This is a genomic window from Hyunsoonleella sp. 2307UL5-6 (assembly GCF_047345485.1).
Lineage (GTDB): Bacteria > Bacteroidota > Bacteroidia > Flavobacteriales > Flavobacteriaceae > Jejuia.
The window spans coordinates 242,028-256,424 of the sequence record NZ_JBLFEN010000002.1; the positions used below are offsets into that span (position 1 = coordinate 242,028).

General features: G+C 32.0%; 12 protein-coding genes. 9 read left to right on the forward strand and 3 right to left on the reverse strand.

All coding sequences use genetic code 11. The features are described from left to right. The first annotated feature begins 5 nt into the window (after positions 1-5). The 7 genes from ACKGJY_RS04555 to ACKGJY_RS04585 all read left to right on the forward strand — a co-directional run bounded on the left by ACKGJY_RS04555 (position 6) and on the right by ACKGJY_RS04585 (position 8,877). On the forward strand, positions 6-1,199 hold the full coding sequence (locus ACKGJY_RS04555; RefSeq protein ID WP_413972670.1) for a hypothetical protein: 1,194 nt from the start codon (positions 6-8) through the stop codon (positions 1,197-1,199). Between the two features lie 37 nt (positions 1,200-1,236). Continuing rightward, complete coding sequence (locus tag ACKGJY_RS04560; RefSeq protein WP_413972671.1) at positions 1,237-2,934, forward strand: hypothetical protein; 1,698 nt, start codon at positions 1,237-1,239, stop codon at positions 2,932-2,934. A 62-nt stretch (positions 2,935-2,996) separates the two neighbouring features. Beyond that, positions 2,997-3,806 carry a hypothetical protein gene (locus tag ACKGJY_RS04565; RefSeq protein WP_413972672.1) on the forward strand — a complete coding sequence of 270 codons (810 nt, stop codon included), beginning with the start codon at positions 2,997-2,999 and terminating at the stop codon, positions 3,804-3,806. Positions 3,807-3,855: 49 nt separating this feature from the next. After that, entirely contained in the window at positions 3,856-4,779 is a 924-nt protein-coding gene (locus tag ACKGJY_RS04570) for a M43 family zinc metalloprotease (RefSeq protein WP_413972673.1), read from the forward strand. 46 nt (positions 4,780-4,825) lie between these two features. After that, complete coding sequence (locus ACKGJY_RS04575) at positions 4,826-6,742, forward strand: M1 family metallopeptidase (protein ID WP_413972674.1); 1,917 nt, start codon at positions 4,826-4,828, stop codon at positions 6,740-6,742. 354 nt (positions 6,743-7,096) lie between these two features. After that, entirely contained in the window at positions 7,097-8,119 is a 1,023-nt protein-coding gene (locus tag ACKGJY_RS04580) for a LacI family DNA-binding transcriptional regulator (protein WP_413972675.1), read from the forward strand. A gap of 140 nt (positions 8,120-8,259) precedes the next feature. Then, the gene (locus tag ACKGJY_RS04585; RefSeq protein ID WP_413972676.1) at positions 8,260-8,877 is read left to right on the forward strand and encodes a hypothetical protein; all 618 of its coding nucleotides are present in this window, start codon (positions 8,260-8,262) and stop codon (positions 8,875-8,877) included. A gap of 374 nt (positions 8,878-9,251) precedes the next feature. On the opposite strand, the gene ACKGJY_RS04590 is transcribed toward ACKGJY_RS04585, so the two are convergent. The 3 genes from ACKGJY_RS04590 to ACKGJY_RS04600 form a co-directional block, all read right to left on the reverse strand. Continuing rightward, the gene (locus ACKGJY_RS04590) at positions 9,252-10,337 is read right to left on the reverse strand and encodes a hypothetical protein (protein ID WP_413972677.1); all 1,086 of its coding nucleotides are present in this window, start codon (positions 10,335-10,337) and stop codon (positions 9,252-9,254) included. An 81-nt stretch (positions 10,338-10,418) separates the two neighbouring features. Further along, entirely contained in the window at positions 10,419-11,189 is a 771-nt protein-coding gene (locus tag ACKGJY_RS04595) for a hypothetical protein (protein WP_413972678.1), read from the reverse strand. Beyond that, the gene (locus ACKGJY_RS04600; RefSeq protein WP_413972679.1) at positions 11,176-11,751 is read right to left on the reverse strand and encodes an RNA polymerase sigma factor; all 576 of its coding nucleotides are present in this window, start codon (positions 11,749-11,751) and stop codon (positions 11,176-11,178) included. Before ACKGJY_RS04600 ends, ACKGJY_RS04595 begins: the two co-directional genes overlap by 14 nt. A 252-nt stretch (positions 11,752-12,003) precedes the next feature. Here ACKGJY_RS04600 and ACKGJY_RS04605 point away from each other — a divergent pair, with 252 nt between their 5' ends. Beyond that, positions 12,004-13,446 carry a circularly permuted type 2 ATP-grasp protein gene (locus ACKGJY_RS04605; RefSeq protein WP_413972680.1) on the forward strand — a complete coding sequence of 481 codons (1,443 nt, stop codon included), beginning with the start codon at positions 12,004-12,006 and terminating at the stop codon, positions 13,444-13,446. A gap of 16 nt (positions 13,447-13,462) precedes the next feature. Continuing rightward, positions 13,463-14,389, forward strand: a complete 927-nt coding sequence (locus ACKGJY_RS04610) for an alpha-E domain-containing protein (protein ID WP_413972681.1) — start codon at positions 13,463-13,465, stop codon at positions 14,387-14,389. The last annotated feature ends 8 nt before the right edge of the window (positions 14,390-14,397 follow it).

Here is a 14,397-nt window from a genome sequence, read left to right on the forward strand (position 1 = left end):
CGATTATGAAAACATTATATAAATATATAGCTAGCGTATTACTTATAGTAATTTACGTTTCATGTAATGAGTCTGACGATAGTATTTCAGGAATAACTGTTAATACAGAGGATTTTACAATTACCGCACCCGTAGTGGTACAGCAACGTGATACATTGGGGTTTCTTCGCGGAAGCTCTAACAGTGGCGAGGTTACCTATACTCTATTATCTCAAACCCCAGAAAATAGTGTGGTTTTAGGGATACGTTACGGAGAAATTATTGCTGCTAATCCAGAGGTTTTTAATGCAGATATTACCAATCAAATTAATTTAACTGTAGAAGTAAAAAAACGTAACGTTACAAGAATATCAAATGTTACTATACTAAGAAACTTAAATGATCCCGATGGAGATGGTATAGAAAACAACAGTGATACCGATCCTAACAACCCATGTGTACCACTTCAAGATTTAACGTATACAGGGTTTAACCCATTCAATAGTATATGGGGAGCAGCCGATTGTGATGATGATGGAATGACTAATGCAGATGAAGTGAATAGTGGCAGAAATCCATATATAGACGAATCTACTATTGGAGATGCAGATGGTGATGGTGTTCGCGATGATGTAGACCCAGAGCCTAATAATCCATGTTTGCCAGAACAATTTGCAGGTTACCAAGATTTTAATCCTGAAAATGAAGTATGGGCAATGGGAGATTGTGATGATGATGGCGTTTCTAATGCTGATGAATTAGCAAATGGAGAGTCGCCATATCCGCTTCCTGATTTACCTTGTAATGAAATATTAAATTTTGATTTAGGTAATTACGAAAGAGAACTTAGAACCGTAGACTCTAATAACGGTGAAGGCGTAACCATAGGCGTTATTGGAGAAGATTGTGGTACTTTTTTCTTTACAGGCGGTAGTTTATTTAACCAAGGCTGTTTTAATGAAGACTTAAGTATACCATTCTTTTTTACACCTAACGATCCAACGTCATCAAACGGTACTATAGTTGTAAATCTTACCGAATATTCGTGTTTATCAGAAGATAGAGTCTCAAGTAGATTGTTTACCGTAGAAGGTTTTGGTAGTTATGCGGGTGCTTCAAGTACTGTAGAGTTTACGTATACCATAACAGAATTAGGAGACGATATTCCAGAGGAAGAACGTGTTACAACAGGAACTCTAATTATAAGACCTTTGTCGTAACAAATAAATAGCCACCATAAAATACAAAACTAGAATTATGAAAAATAAAACACATATAAAATGGCCACTAATATTAGCAATATTTACATTAGTTTTTAACTATTCGTGTGTTGAGAATGAAGAATTTATAAGTGAAGCTGCAGATAATGATGGTGACGGTGTACTTAATAGTCTAGATGAATTTCCAGACGATCCCTGTCTGCCTGCTCAACAAATGGCATATACAGGTTTTAATGTGTTTAGTGCTATTTGGCAAAATTCTGATTGTGATGGTGATGGTGTATCTAATGCTGATGAGTTTGAAGACCAAGCACGAAATCCTTATTTAGACGAAAACACAGTAGATACTGATGGTGATGGTGTGGCAGACTTTTTAGATGAAGCACCAGAAAATCCATGTGTACCAGCACAAGAAATAGGTTATATAGGTTTTAATTCAGACAACCCAACTTGGGGAAGCGCAGATTGTGATGGTGATTTAATTACTAATATAGACGAATTTATATATGGAACAGATCCATACAGGCCATGTAATTTAAATTTCGACTTATCTAATTTCGTTAGAGAACTTAGAACAGTAGATTCTAATAACGGAGAAGGTGTAACTATAGGTAGTTTAGGCGTAGAATGTGGAGAGTATATTTTCTCAGGTGGTGGTATTTTTAATCAAGGGTGCTTTAATGATGATGTTGAAATTCTATTCATATTCACCCCAAATGCACCAAACTCTTCAGAAGGCACAATCACTGTACCATCAACAACCTACTCTTGTCTATCAGAAGATGGTACTGAAACCACAGAATTTACAATAGAAGGTACAGGTATATATCAAGGCGAATTAACTAGAGCAGAATTAAACTACACCATGATAACCCCAGACGGTACTCTAGAAGCTACTTTAAATATTAGACGTTTAGATGACCCTGGAGATGATAACGGAGGAGGTGATGATTGTAATTTGAATTTTGACTTTAGTAATTTTGAAGGCGAACTAATAACTAACGATTCTAATAATGGCGAAAATATTGTTGTAGCTTCTTTATTAGATAGTTGTAATGAAATATCAATTAGCGGCGACTTTTTAAATTTAGGATGTACTAACGATGATATTGAATTCCTGTTGTTTTTAGATCCTTTTGTAGAGGGTGGAAACGAAGGCAATGCTATTATTGAAAACGCTATGTTTAGTTGTATAAATGAAGCAGGAGAAGCTACAGATTACACCTTTAATGCCGTTGGATTTTTTAGTGGGAATGATGGATTTATGGAGTTTTTTGATTACGAACTTACAGGTGGCGGAGCAACAATAACTGGCAATCTATTTATAGAACAGTCTGCCGATGACGGTGGCGGAGACGAAAGAGACAGATGTAGTTTTGAAGGCGAATACAATACTATTGTAAATACAGAAGCCGGTGAAAGTTTTGGCATTGGTATATTAACTCAAAATATGGAAAATTGTAATGAATATACATTGTCAGGTGATTTTTTAAACCTAGGTTGTACAAATGATTTTGAAATTGATGTTTTCTTTGGAGAAGAGGAAGGTGGCTCTGAGGTTATTATAGGTGAAACCATGTTTACCTGCGAAACAGATAACGGCACTGAAACATATACCTTTAGCGCTTTTGGAGGATACTCAAATGCCGAGGGATTTATTGAGTTTTCTGAATTTATTTTAATTGATGGTTCTGGTGCAGAAACATTTGGTACGCTATTTTTTGAGCCATTATAAAAAATTAAATATTACATTCTAACCTTACAGTTTTAGATGTACATATCAAACAAAAATTTTGAATGAAAATAAAAAGTATACTCGGTGTTTTTATAGTAGTGCTAGCTTTTAGTTGCAAGCAAAAAGTAGAAAACAAAAAAAACTCTAGTAGTTCAGAAACTAAATACGTTGAGAAAACAGAAAACACTACACCTCTATTCAGGAATTCTATAGTATCAACCGATATAGATTTTATAACATCTACAGATCCTGATGCATTTTTAAACCTTATTTATGTAGGGCAAGACACAAAAGAAATGCCTGGAGCTGAGAATGATGAACTTTTTGATGAAAACACCTATATTTTTAAAGCTACTTTTAAGAATAATAAAAAGGTTGAAATATGGGCACATAGTGATTTTGGAAGTAAAGCTGCTGCAAAAATATATGTTGATAAACTTACCGATAAACTCGGTAAGCTTCCTAACTTTATGAGAGAGGCACTACATCATGTTGTAATACACAAAGGAGATTCCACTGCTTTTGCAGAAGATGCGGGTAAATTTTTTGTGCTATATTCTGATAATATGGATACCAGAATTAGTAATAATGATTTAGAAGAAACGGTGTTTCATGAATCTATTCACGTAGCCTTAGATTTATTATATGCTAAAAGTAAGGGTTGGAAAACAGCTCAAACCCAAGACAAAACATATATTACAGCTTATGCAGAAAGTAAACCTAAACAAGAAGATTTAGCAGAAACAGCAATTTTTGTTTACACCATGGAAAAATATCCAGGTCGTTTAAGTTCAGATATCGAAACGTGGGTAAAAACAAATGTTCCACATCGTTATGCCTTTTTAAAAGCAATTTTCACCCCTAAGGAATAAATCAATTAGATTATCGTTTAATTAACAACATATGAAAAAAGAAAATACTATGAAAAAAATAAAAATTATTAGAAATATAGGCTTTACTATACTCAGTGCTTTTTTGCTGTTACTAACGCTAAATTGCGAAAATGGTAACGATCCTGTAATACGGCAAGATTTATTGGATGAAGAAGATATGCCAGATGATAACAATCCAAATACAATGATATCTGGTGATACGTTAAGAGTACCTGTTGTACATCATATTTCAAGACGTGATAATGGTGGTAATGCTGCTGTTACCGAAGCTAGAATTAACAAAATTATGGGAGATATTAACGGTAATTTTAAATCGGCTAAAATTCAGTTTTTTTCAAAAGACATAAAATTTGTTGATAATACGCAATGGAACACACAATTTATAAAACAAGATGATTTTATTGAAAATAAGGTATTGGCGTCTTTTGAGGATCCAGATGCCTTAAACATATTTTATTTTATCACCCTACTTAATAGAAGAAACGGTCAGATTACTGGCGAATTGGGAGCAACTGCACTATTTCCAGATCAAGGCAATAATTTAAAACTGAGTGCTTCTTCTGTAGAAATAGAAAATACAGCAACAGCAACGCATGAAATAGGGCATTATTTAGGATTATACCATACTGATGATGATTTTACAGATGCCCAAGGAAGACTTGAGTTAGTCGACGGGTCTAATTGTGCTGAGGCAGGTGATAAAATTTGTGACACACCTGCTTCGCCAGACCTTAATGATAGTAATATTGATGAACCTACCTGTAACTATATTGGTACAGAAACAGATGTAAATGGTATGCGCTACAACCCTGATACTTTAAACTTTATGACTCAATGGGCAGGAACCGACCCAAATGGCAGCTTATGTAGAAGACAATTTAGTCAAGGACAAATAGACAAAATGATATCTGTACTTGATAACGAAAGAGACTATTTAATTACTAGAGAGTAACAAAACTCGTAAATTATTAACTCCTTAATTAAATATTATTATTTAAATGAAACTACTTTTTAGCGGCATTGCACTTATATTATATACATTATCGCTTTCTAGTCAAGAGGCATTATATATGCCCAGAGAATTTAAAAAAGCCTATAAAAATAAAACACGAGAGTTAGATGGCAAACCGAGTAAACACTATTGGCAAAATTCTAGTGATTATGTAATTGAAGCAGAAGTAACACCTGGTATTTGGAAAATTAAAGGTTCGCAAACCATCTTATACGCCAATAATAGTCCTGACAGTTTATCTGAAATTGTGATTAAAATGTATCCTAATCACTATAAAAAAGGCGGTGTTCGCGCCAATAAAATTCCGCTTGTTAATTTAACAGACGGTATGGTAATATCTAACTTAACAATAAACAACACAGCTGTTAACCTAAGTAATGATACCTCTATTAGTGATTTAGCACATGCTAGCAAGAAAAAAAGTGATACCCATACAATTGTTGTTAATTATAGCTCTACGTTTTTAACGTTAGAATTGCCTACTCCTATCCTACCTAATTCCACAACAACATTTTCCATGAAATGGGAAACAGAAATGCCACCAATTTATGTAAATAAAATTGGTGCTTACGATAAAGAGAGTGCTTTTATGGGCTACTGGTTTCCACAAATAGCAGTGTATGATGATATAGATGGATGGGATAAAAACGAGTACACTGGCGCACAAGAGTGTTATACGGATTTTGGGGATTTTGATGTAAAAATAACAGTACCTAAAGGAAATTACGTTTATGCTACTGGCGCTTTACTAAATGCAAAAAATGTACTAAACACAAAAGAGCACTCTGCTTATAAAGCATCTAAAAACGACTCAAAAAAAACAACTATTTTAAATCATAATACTGATAATAAAACTAATAACTTAAAAAACATATGGCATTTTAAAGCAACACATGTTAGAGATTTTGGCTTTGGTGTTTCTAATAATTTTGAATGGATAGCTAACGCCACAAATGTAGATGATAAAACCATCTCTTCTAATATTGTTTACAGTAAAAATGATGAAAAAAATCTTCGAAATCTTTTAGAAATTCAGGAGAAAAGTATTCAGTATTTATCGAATGAATTACCTGGTGTGCCCTACCCATACGATAGTTTTACATCCTTTATTGGTGTTCCTGAATTTGATGGCATGGAGTTTCCAATGATGGCAAATAATGGATTTTCTAATAAAGAAATTAGTAATAACCTTATGACGTTTCATGAATTAGCACATACCTACTTACCGCATTGGGTAGGTATTAACGAAGTTAAATATTCGTGGATGGAAGAAGGTTGGGCTACGTTTTTAACCTTTAAATTTTGTAAAGCGTTATACAAAGGTACGCCTTATGAGAATTACCAACTAAAACGAACCATACGCAGTTACAATAGAAGTGCAGGCAAACAATGGGAAACACCTTTGTTTAGCCCATCAAATTATATGGTGGTTAGAAGCATGCATTTTCAACAATCATACAACAAACCTGCGTTTATGTATTTAGCCTTGGAAGATTTGTTGGGAGAAACCCTTTTTAAAACCTGCTTGCAAGCGTATTTAAAAAGATGGAACGGTAAGCACCCTACACCTTATGATTTTATGTTTACTTTTAATGATGTAAGTGGGAAAAATTTAGATTGGTTTTGGCAAAAGTGGGTCTTTGAATATGGATATGCAGATGTAGCTATCAAAAAAACAGAAAACACTAAAGTAACTATAGAAAACATAGGCGGTTTACCTGTGCCGGTATATTTATTAGTAACATATGCCGATGCATCAACTAAAACAATACACCAAACACCAGAAGTGTGGCGTAACGGAAATTCTGAAATAACAATACATGCTCCTAAAGCTAAAACCGCTATTACATCTATAGCTTTACAAGCTGATGCATTTCCAGATATTGAGACTACAAGCAATTAAAATTAAACAGCCTTACACTTTATAATAATATAGTTTTACTATAAAAAATCAGTTGTGCATTTTTAAAATTTTCTGTCAATTCTAGTAAATTCCACGATTAAAATGAATGAAATTTATATAGAGACTACGAATTTTTATATATGAATTGGTTCTCGATACGATGTTTTGATTAAAGAACCACTCGAACCTTTACAAAACCGACATTAAGCTATTTATTTTAACTCAAAATGAACAACTGGTTATAGAATTTAGAAACTTTGTTTTAAGATATTCTATTTTCATCTAGCCTTTAGTTTTGTTTTCTTTATTTTTACTAGATTAGTATAATCATCACTTATATAACTATTTTAAATAATGGCTAAACGCATCACATTAAAACAGATAGCAAACGCTTTTGGAGTTTCAATTGCTACGGTATCAAAAGCACTTAGCGATAGTTATGAAATAAGCACCACAACCAAAGAAAAAATTGTAGCCTACGCTAGAGAACACAACTACAAATCTAAAAGCATAGATCTTTCTTTACTACATAAAAAAACGAAAACAATTGGTGTAATTATACCAAATATTATGAATAGTTTTTTCGCAAAAGCATTTGTTGGTATAGAAGCTAAAGCAGCACAACACGGGTATCACTTAATTTCTTGCATCTCTAACGAATCATTAGAAAAAGAAGTAAAAACATTAGAGCTTTTAAAGAGCGACACACTTGATGGCATTCTAATTTCCTTAGCTGAAGAAACCCAAACACAACACCAATATACACACTTAAATAATGCTATAAACGAAGGCTTACCAATGGTAATGTTCGATCGTGTTTCTGATGCTATAAACTGTGATAAAGTTATTGTAAACGATTTAGAAGGTGCATTTGATGCCACCAAACATTTAATACAAACAGGCTGTAAAAAGGTAGCTTTAATATCTGTAATTGATAATTTAAGTGTTGGTAAATTACGTGTAGAAGGTTATGTAAAAGCATTAGAAACTTACAAATTACCTGTTGAAGAAAAACTTATTGTACGCATAGGCAAGCATGAGGATTTTGATACCGCACTTAAAATAATTCTGGCAGATAAAACTATTGATGGATTGTTATGTTTAGAAGAAAGTGCAGCAGTAAATGCATTGCGTATAGTAAAACGCATGAAGTATAAGATACCCGAAGAAATGTCTGTAGCCTGTTTTACAAACGGTAAATTATTACAGCACCTTACGCCTTCTATTTCGGCTATAAGCCAACACGGTAAATATATTGGTGAAACTGCAGCAGCTTTATTGATAGACCGTATTGAAAATGAAGACCAAAATAAACCATTTATAACTAAGGTTGTAAAAACAAGTTTGATTGAGCGGGAAAGCACCAAAAAGTTATAGTTTTAATTAAATATCCTTTTAATTTATTAAGCTTGACTTTATAAAAAAAATCACCTAACTTCGTTTAACTTCGGATATAAGTCATTAAAAACGGACGTATATCCGACAGTACGTTAGGCTTAATTTGACAAAAATCCCGAATGAACAAAAAATTGATAAATATAATTCGAATTGTAGGACAATTAATTTCTATTTCAATTTTCGTATTAGTTGGTGGTTTATTAGTTCATTTTAGAATACCAGGAAACAATACTTTTACTGACAATGATGCTGGACCATTGGCACTTGTCTATGGAATATTTTTAATTATCGGAATTGGGCTTTTATTAAATTCCTTGATTTTTAAACAGAAGAATCATTGGAAAAAATATAGAACTGGAATTATAGTTTTAGTGATTGGATTTGGATTATTAGTTTTTATACCCAGAGATGTAGTCAAATGGACTTTCTTTGGTGGAAAGAAATTGGAATTCACTAGTATAAAAAACCCTGATTTTATTTGGGTAAAACTTGAACTATACAAAAATAATGACTTTTTATGTTCAACCTCTCACGGAGGAGAAATGACAGAAGAAACATTCGGAGAATACAAATTAAAAAATAACGTTCTTGAATTACATTTAAAAAATGGAATATCTGAACATACCAAAAATAGATATAAAACTTTATATGAAAATATCGGAACAAAATATCGAATATTAAATGACACTTTAATATGTATGGATTGCGAAAAGGAAATAAAACTGAAAAAAAACTAAGCCTAACACCGTATAAAAAAAATTGCTAGTTTTACCTAAACCAAAGTTAGTTGCTCGTTTGCTAGCTTCTGATTTTCCTTCGGAAAATCCTCGCACGCAAACACGCAACTTTCCTTATACATCAACGTTAAACGAAACCCTCCATAAACATTCTCTATTCGATACTTAAGTAAAAATTCAAAATATTTATTAAGAAAACCTATTTAAAAAAAATGCACGTGTTTGGTATTATTTCGCTTATTATAGCTACTTGAAACAGAAGATAACGATTGTAAAAAGCCCGAACCAGCCTTTAGAGGAATAACGCCAAAATATAAAAACACCGCCTAATACTTAAATTAAACGATGTTTTATTGACTAACTCAAAGTAATACTTAATCCATATCAAACCGGACGCCTACAGATATATTGTTTTGTTGTATGGCTTGATCTTTAAAAATTGGTGACAAATCGTACTTAACATACAGTGCGGTATCGCCAAACGCTAAGTACGTGCTTAAACCGTATACTAAATTACTGGTATTATAGCTTTGTTTTAGCTTATCCTTTTTTCGGTCGCCATCTTGGGTATACTTTAATTTTTGGCGTGTACCAATATTAAAACCACCATACCCACCAATACCAATTTTAAACTGTTTTTTTGTAGAATATCTAAAATACTTGTCTCTATCAATACGTTTTGAGGGGCCAAATTCAAAATGAACAGGAAACACCAAATTGCTTACAGATAATTTAGATTTTTTAAGAGTTTCAGGAAAGGTTTCTAAAAACGTTTGGTTACCGTTTTGTACAAAAAACTGATTATCATTTGGTTTTAAGCCATTAATTTGTAGAGATACTCCGTATTTCAACCTCATAAAATTTGTGTTTTTAAACACGCGATATTTCCAAGCCCAACCCATTTCGAAGAATCGAGAACCACCAATTTTATATGGTGTATCATCTATAGTTTGTCCCTCTATTAGAGCGTTATTAAGACCAAATGCTAGTACAAAGTCGCTTACTGTACGTCGGTCGTATTTTCGGTGTACTACTGTATCGTTTTTATGATTTCCTAAAAAAATAAAGTTGGAATCTCCTCCTTCGCTTCCCCCTATTCTAAAAGAAACTTTGTCTGGTTTATCAATAACGTAATTACTACCGTTTCGCTTTAAAAGATTGTTTTTGTTTTTTATAATAGCTATACGGTTCTCAATATTTAACGCACGCTTTTTTGCCATTTCCATTCTAAGACCTTGCGCTTCTTCTTTTGTAATTTCCCCATTTTTAAGTCTTAAATCTATAGCTTCCACCTCTGCTTTTAGAGCTTCTTTTTCTTCGTATTTTACTTTAGTTATAGCATTTTTAAGCGTGTTAATTTCTGCTTGATGTTTTGTTTTTGATATAGTATCTTGAGCTAAAACACACTGCACATTTAAGCTTAAAATTAGTAATACCAAATACTTAATAACTGTTTGCATAATTGTTCGTTTTTTGATTAATGATTGATGATTGATTGATGATTTTATTTTGTATTTTGAAAATATATTTTTTATTATAAATTAATCGTTGCGTTGGGCAATTGCTGTTTTAACAGAGCCATAGCTAGCTTTTAGTGCTTTAAATACTTTATTTCTAAAAGATTCGTCTAACTCAAACTCTACTTCTTGTAATAATAAAGCTGCATCAACAATAGCCTTATTTTCATGCTGCATTCTGCTTAATAAAATATCGTGTTGCGCTGCTTTTAAGAGCGAATCTATTGCGGCATCGGTAACGCCAGATGTGGTTTCACTTAATGTAAAAATAGCATCGGCAACTTCTTGTGCTTTTTCTTTTTCGAATACAAGTGCATCAATTTTTTTTGGTTGATATACATCTTGTTCTATTCTTTTTTGAGGTACGCTATGTTGGCTTGCTACTTTAGTAGGTGTTTCTTCTAAATTTAAGCTACTGTTTTGTGGATTAGTTTTAGTTAGATGTGTATCGTTTGCTTTATCCAAATTTTCAGGTGCTACTAGTGTTTTATCTTCAACCACATTATAGTTTTGCTGCGATGTTGCTGTGGTGTTCTCTAACTGCTCAATGTTTTCAGGTGTATCTGCTATAACTGGAATATTAGTTTCTGCTGGTGTGTTATAAAATTGAACTACAGTAAATAAAACACCTATAACACTAGCTGCAATACCTATCCACCAAAATCCTTTAGTATTAGTGGTTTTTTGTTCTGCATCCAAACGTTTGGATAATTTATCCCATACCATATTTGATGGCGCTATACTGCGATTATCCAGTTTTTTCTTAAAGTCATCTTCAAATTTAATTGGTGCCATAACTTGTTTTATTTAATGTTTTTATTTGTTTTTGAAGCATTTTTCGTGCTTTAAATAATTGCGATTTTGAGGTACCTTCACTTATATTTAAAAGTTGTGCTATCTCATAATGTTTGTAACCTTCAATAGCATACATAACAAATACAATACGGTAACCTTCTGGTAGCTGGTCTATTAGTTTTTGAATTTCGTTAACCTCTAAATCAGTTTGAATAGTATTGCTGTATGCATTAGTACTAACATCGTTATCTGATAAAAAATCAATACTTTTTTTTTGCCTTAGGTATGAAATTGATGCTCTTATCATAATGCGTCGTATCCATCCTTCAAAACTACCTTCACTTTTAAAAGTTTTTAAATTTTTAAATACTTTAAAAAAACCATTAAGCATAGCCTCCTCTGCATGTTGCGTATCTTTTATATAATAACGACAAACACTAAGCATTTTTGGCGCATGCATTTCAAATAATATGTGTTGCGCCTCACGATTATTTTTAATCGCTTTTTTTATTAATGCACTTTCGTTTTTATGTAGCTGTATAACTTTCAAAAAAGGTTTCATGTTGCTTACTATTTATAAAGACGCAAATAGTTATAAAATGGTTGCCTGAATTTTATATTTTTTTAATGAACATTAAAACTAAATGATGTAAAATGCTTACCAAAATGTAAAAAACATATTTTTTTGCTCAAAATTTAATGCTTTTAAGAATTATTTTATCAAAAAAGAAAAATTTGTAATTTATTCCTTTTAAAAGACTGAATTCACCATATATTATTTTAAAGATACTTATATTTAAAAAAAGTGAAGCCTATGACAAATAACAACTTATTCTCATCATATGACTTACTCTCAAACACTTGGGATGAAATGTATAGTAGTGACTCTGACATCCGAAAACAATACAAAATCATAAATGATTATTTAAGAAGTACCTCTCCTGAAGTTCTATTTAAAAAAGAGGAGCTTTCTAAACAACTATTTATGAGTCAAGGTGTTACCTTTACAGTTTATAATGATAATGAAGGTATTGAAAAAATATTTCCTTTTGATATTGTACCGAGAATAATAACTGCCAATGAATGGGATAAAATTGACAAAGGTATTAAACAGCGCATAAAAGCATTAAACCTGTTTATTAAAGATATTTATAACGATCAATTTATAATAAATGATGGTATTATTCCTGCTGAATTAATTTACTCTTGCCCTAATTTTTTAAGAGAAATGAAAGGCGTTAAAGTACCTCATGATATATATGTACACATAGCCGGAGTAGACTTAATAAGAAATAATGATGGTGAATTTTATGTACTTGAAGATAATTTAAGAACTCCATCTGGTGTTAGTTATATGCTTGAAAACAGAGAAATATCTAAACGTATTTTTCCTGGTGTACTGCCTAAAAACCAAGTTAGACCAGTATCAAATTATCCTAATGTTTTATATAAGAAATTAAAAGAACTATCTGACCAAAACGACCCTAATGTTGTACTGTTAACACCCGGTATTTATAACTCTGCTTATTACGAGCATACAACTTTAGCGAGACTAATGGGTATTGAATTGGTTGAGGGTAGCGATTTAGTAGTTAAAGACCATTTTGTATACATGAAAACTACAAACGGCCTAAAGCGTATTGATGTTATTTATAGACGCGTTGATGATGATTTTCTAGATCCACTAGAATTTAACAAGTCTAGTGTATTAGGAGTTGCAGGTATTATGGCCGCTTATAGAAAAGGTAATGTAAATATTGTAAATGCACCAGGCACAGGGATTGCCGATGATAAAGCCATTTATATTTATGTGCCAGATATGATAAAATATTACCTAGAAGAAGAACCTATATTAAAGAATATTGAAACCTACCAATTAGGTAAACCTGAAGAGTATGATTATGTTGAAAAAAACATAAAAGAAATGGTGATTAAAAAAACCGATGGTAGTGGTGGTTATGGCATGTTAATGGGGCATGAAGCTACTGATGAAGACATAAAAGATTATCTTAAAAATGTTAGAAAAAACCCTGATAATTTTATAGCCCAACCTATTTTAAGACTATCAACAGCCCCTTGTTGTATAGATGGTAAATTATCGCCAAGGTGTATAGACCTAAGGCCTTTTGCACTTTCTGGTAAAGATGGTATAGATATTACCCCTGGCGGACTTACTAGAGTGGCATTAAAAAAAGGCTCATTAGTTGTAAATAGTTCTCAAGGTGGTGGTAGTAAAGACACATGGGTAATTCAATAAATTAAAAAAACTAAAAATGTTAAGTAGAGTTGCAAATAATTTAATTTGGTTAGACAGGTATATGGAGCGTGGTAATGGGATTTTAAGTTTACTTAAAGTAAACTTTTATGCCAACCAAGATTCTCCAGAATTATTCTCATGGTCTCCCATTATAAAAAATTATTCTAGTACTGATAATACATTTTACACTGAAGATGCCATAGAATGTATAGATTTTATGGTATTTAACACCTCGCATTCTAACTCTATTTTAAATATTGTTACAAACGCTAGAGAAAACGCGCGAAGTGTACAAGAACACATCTCAAAAGAATTATGGTTATGTATAAATAGCTACTATTTATTTCTAACAAAAAAAGGCTTACGAGAAAGACTTAACGAAGAAGATCCTATAGTTTTTTTAGATAATCTTTTAGGATTTCATTTAAAATTTTATGGTAATGTTGATATTACGCTAGAGCGAGGTCCTGCGTACTACTTTATGAATATAGGTAAATATCTAGAACGTGTAATACAAACTTCAGATTTTACTGCTATGAAACTCATTGAAATTTCCAAAACATCAGATAGTTTAGAGCAAAGCTTTTATTGGAAGAATTTGTTACTTTCTATTGGTGGATACCAATTATACTTAAAAAAATATAAATCATCTTTTAGAGAAGATCATATTATAACCATGATTTTTCAAGACACATTATTTCCTCGCTCTGTATATTATTGTATTAATAAGTTAAACAGGCACGTAAACCTTTTGATAGAGACAGGTGAGCTCGAAAAAAACAATATGGAATTTTTACTCGGAAAACTAGAAAGCACCATAAAATATACAACGATAGAGAGTATAAACCATCAAGGTCTTGATAATTTTATTAATGGAATAAAAGAGGATATTAAAAATATTTCTTACAGTATTAATACCGTTTACTTTTCTAATGTTAACTAACACTAACT

Excerpts from the sequence above, each read along its gene's own strand:
- ACKGJY_RS04555 (WP_413972670.1), top strand. The coding sequence starts at position 6 with ATGAAAACATTATATAAATATATAGCTAGCGTATTACTTATAGTAATT.
- ACKGJY_RS04560 (WP_413972671.1), top strand. The coding sequence starts at position 1,237 with ATGAAAAATAAAACACATATAAAATGGCCACTAATATTAGCAATATTT.
- ACKGJY_RS04565 (WP_413972672.1), top strand. The coding sequence starts at position 2,997 with ATGAAAATAAAAAGTATACTCGGTGTTTTTATAGTAGTGCTAGCTTTT.
- ACKGJY_RS04570 (WP_413972673.1), top strand. The coding sequence starts at position 3,856 with ATGAAAAAAATAAAAATTATTAGAAATATAGGCTTTACTATACTCAGT.
- ACKGJY_RS04575 (WP_413972674.1), top strand. The coding sequence starts at position 4,826 with ATGAAACTACTTTTTAGCGGCATTGCACTTATATTATATACATTATCG.
- ACKGJY_RS04580 (WP_413972675.1), top strand. The coding sequence starts at position 7,097 with ATGGCTAAACGCATCACATTAAAACAGATAGCAAACGCTTTTGGAGTT.
- ACKGJY_RS04585 (WP_413972676.1), top strand. The coding sequence starts at position 8,260 with ATGAACAAAAAATTGATAAATATAATTCGAATTGTAGGACAATTAATT.
- ACKGJY_RS04590 (WP_413972677.1), bottom strand. The coding sequence starts at position 10,337 with ATGCAAACAGTTATTAAGTATTTGGTATTACTAATTTTAAGCTTAAAT.
- ACKGJY_RS04595 (WP_413972678.1), bottom strand. The coding sequence starts at position 11,189 with ATGGCACCAATTAAATTTGAAGATGACTTTAAGAAAAAACTGGATAAT.
- ACKGJY_RS04600 (WP_413972679.1), bottom strand. The coding sequence starts at position 11,751 with ATGAAACCTTTTTTGAAAGTTATACAGCTACATAAAAACGAAAGTGCA.
- ACKGJY_RS04605 (WP_413972680.1), top strand. The coding sequence starts at position 12,004 with ATGACAAATAACAACTTATTCTCATCATATGACTTACTCTCAAACACT.
- ACKGJY_RS04610 (WP_413972681.1), top strand. The coding sequence starts at position 13,463 with ATGTTAAGTAGAGTTGCAAATAATTTAATTTGGTTAGACAGGTATATG.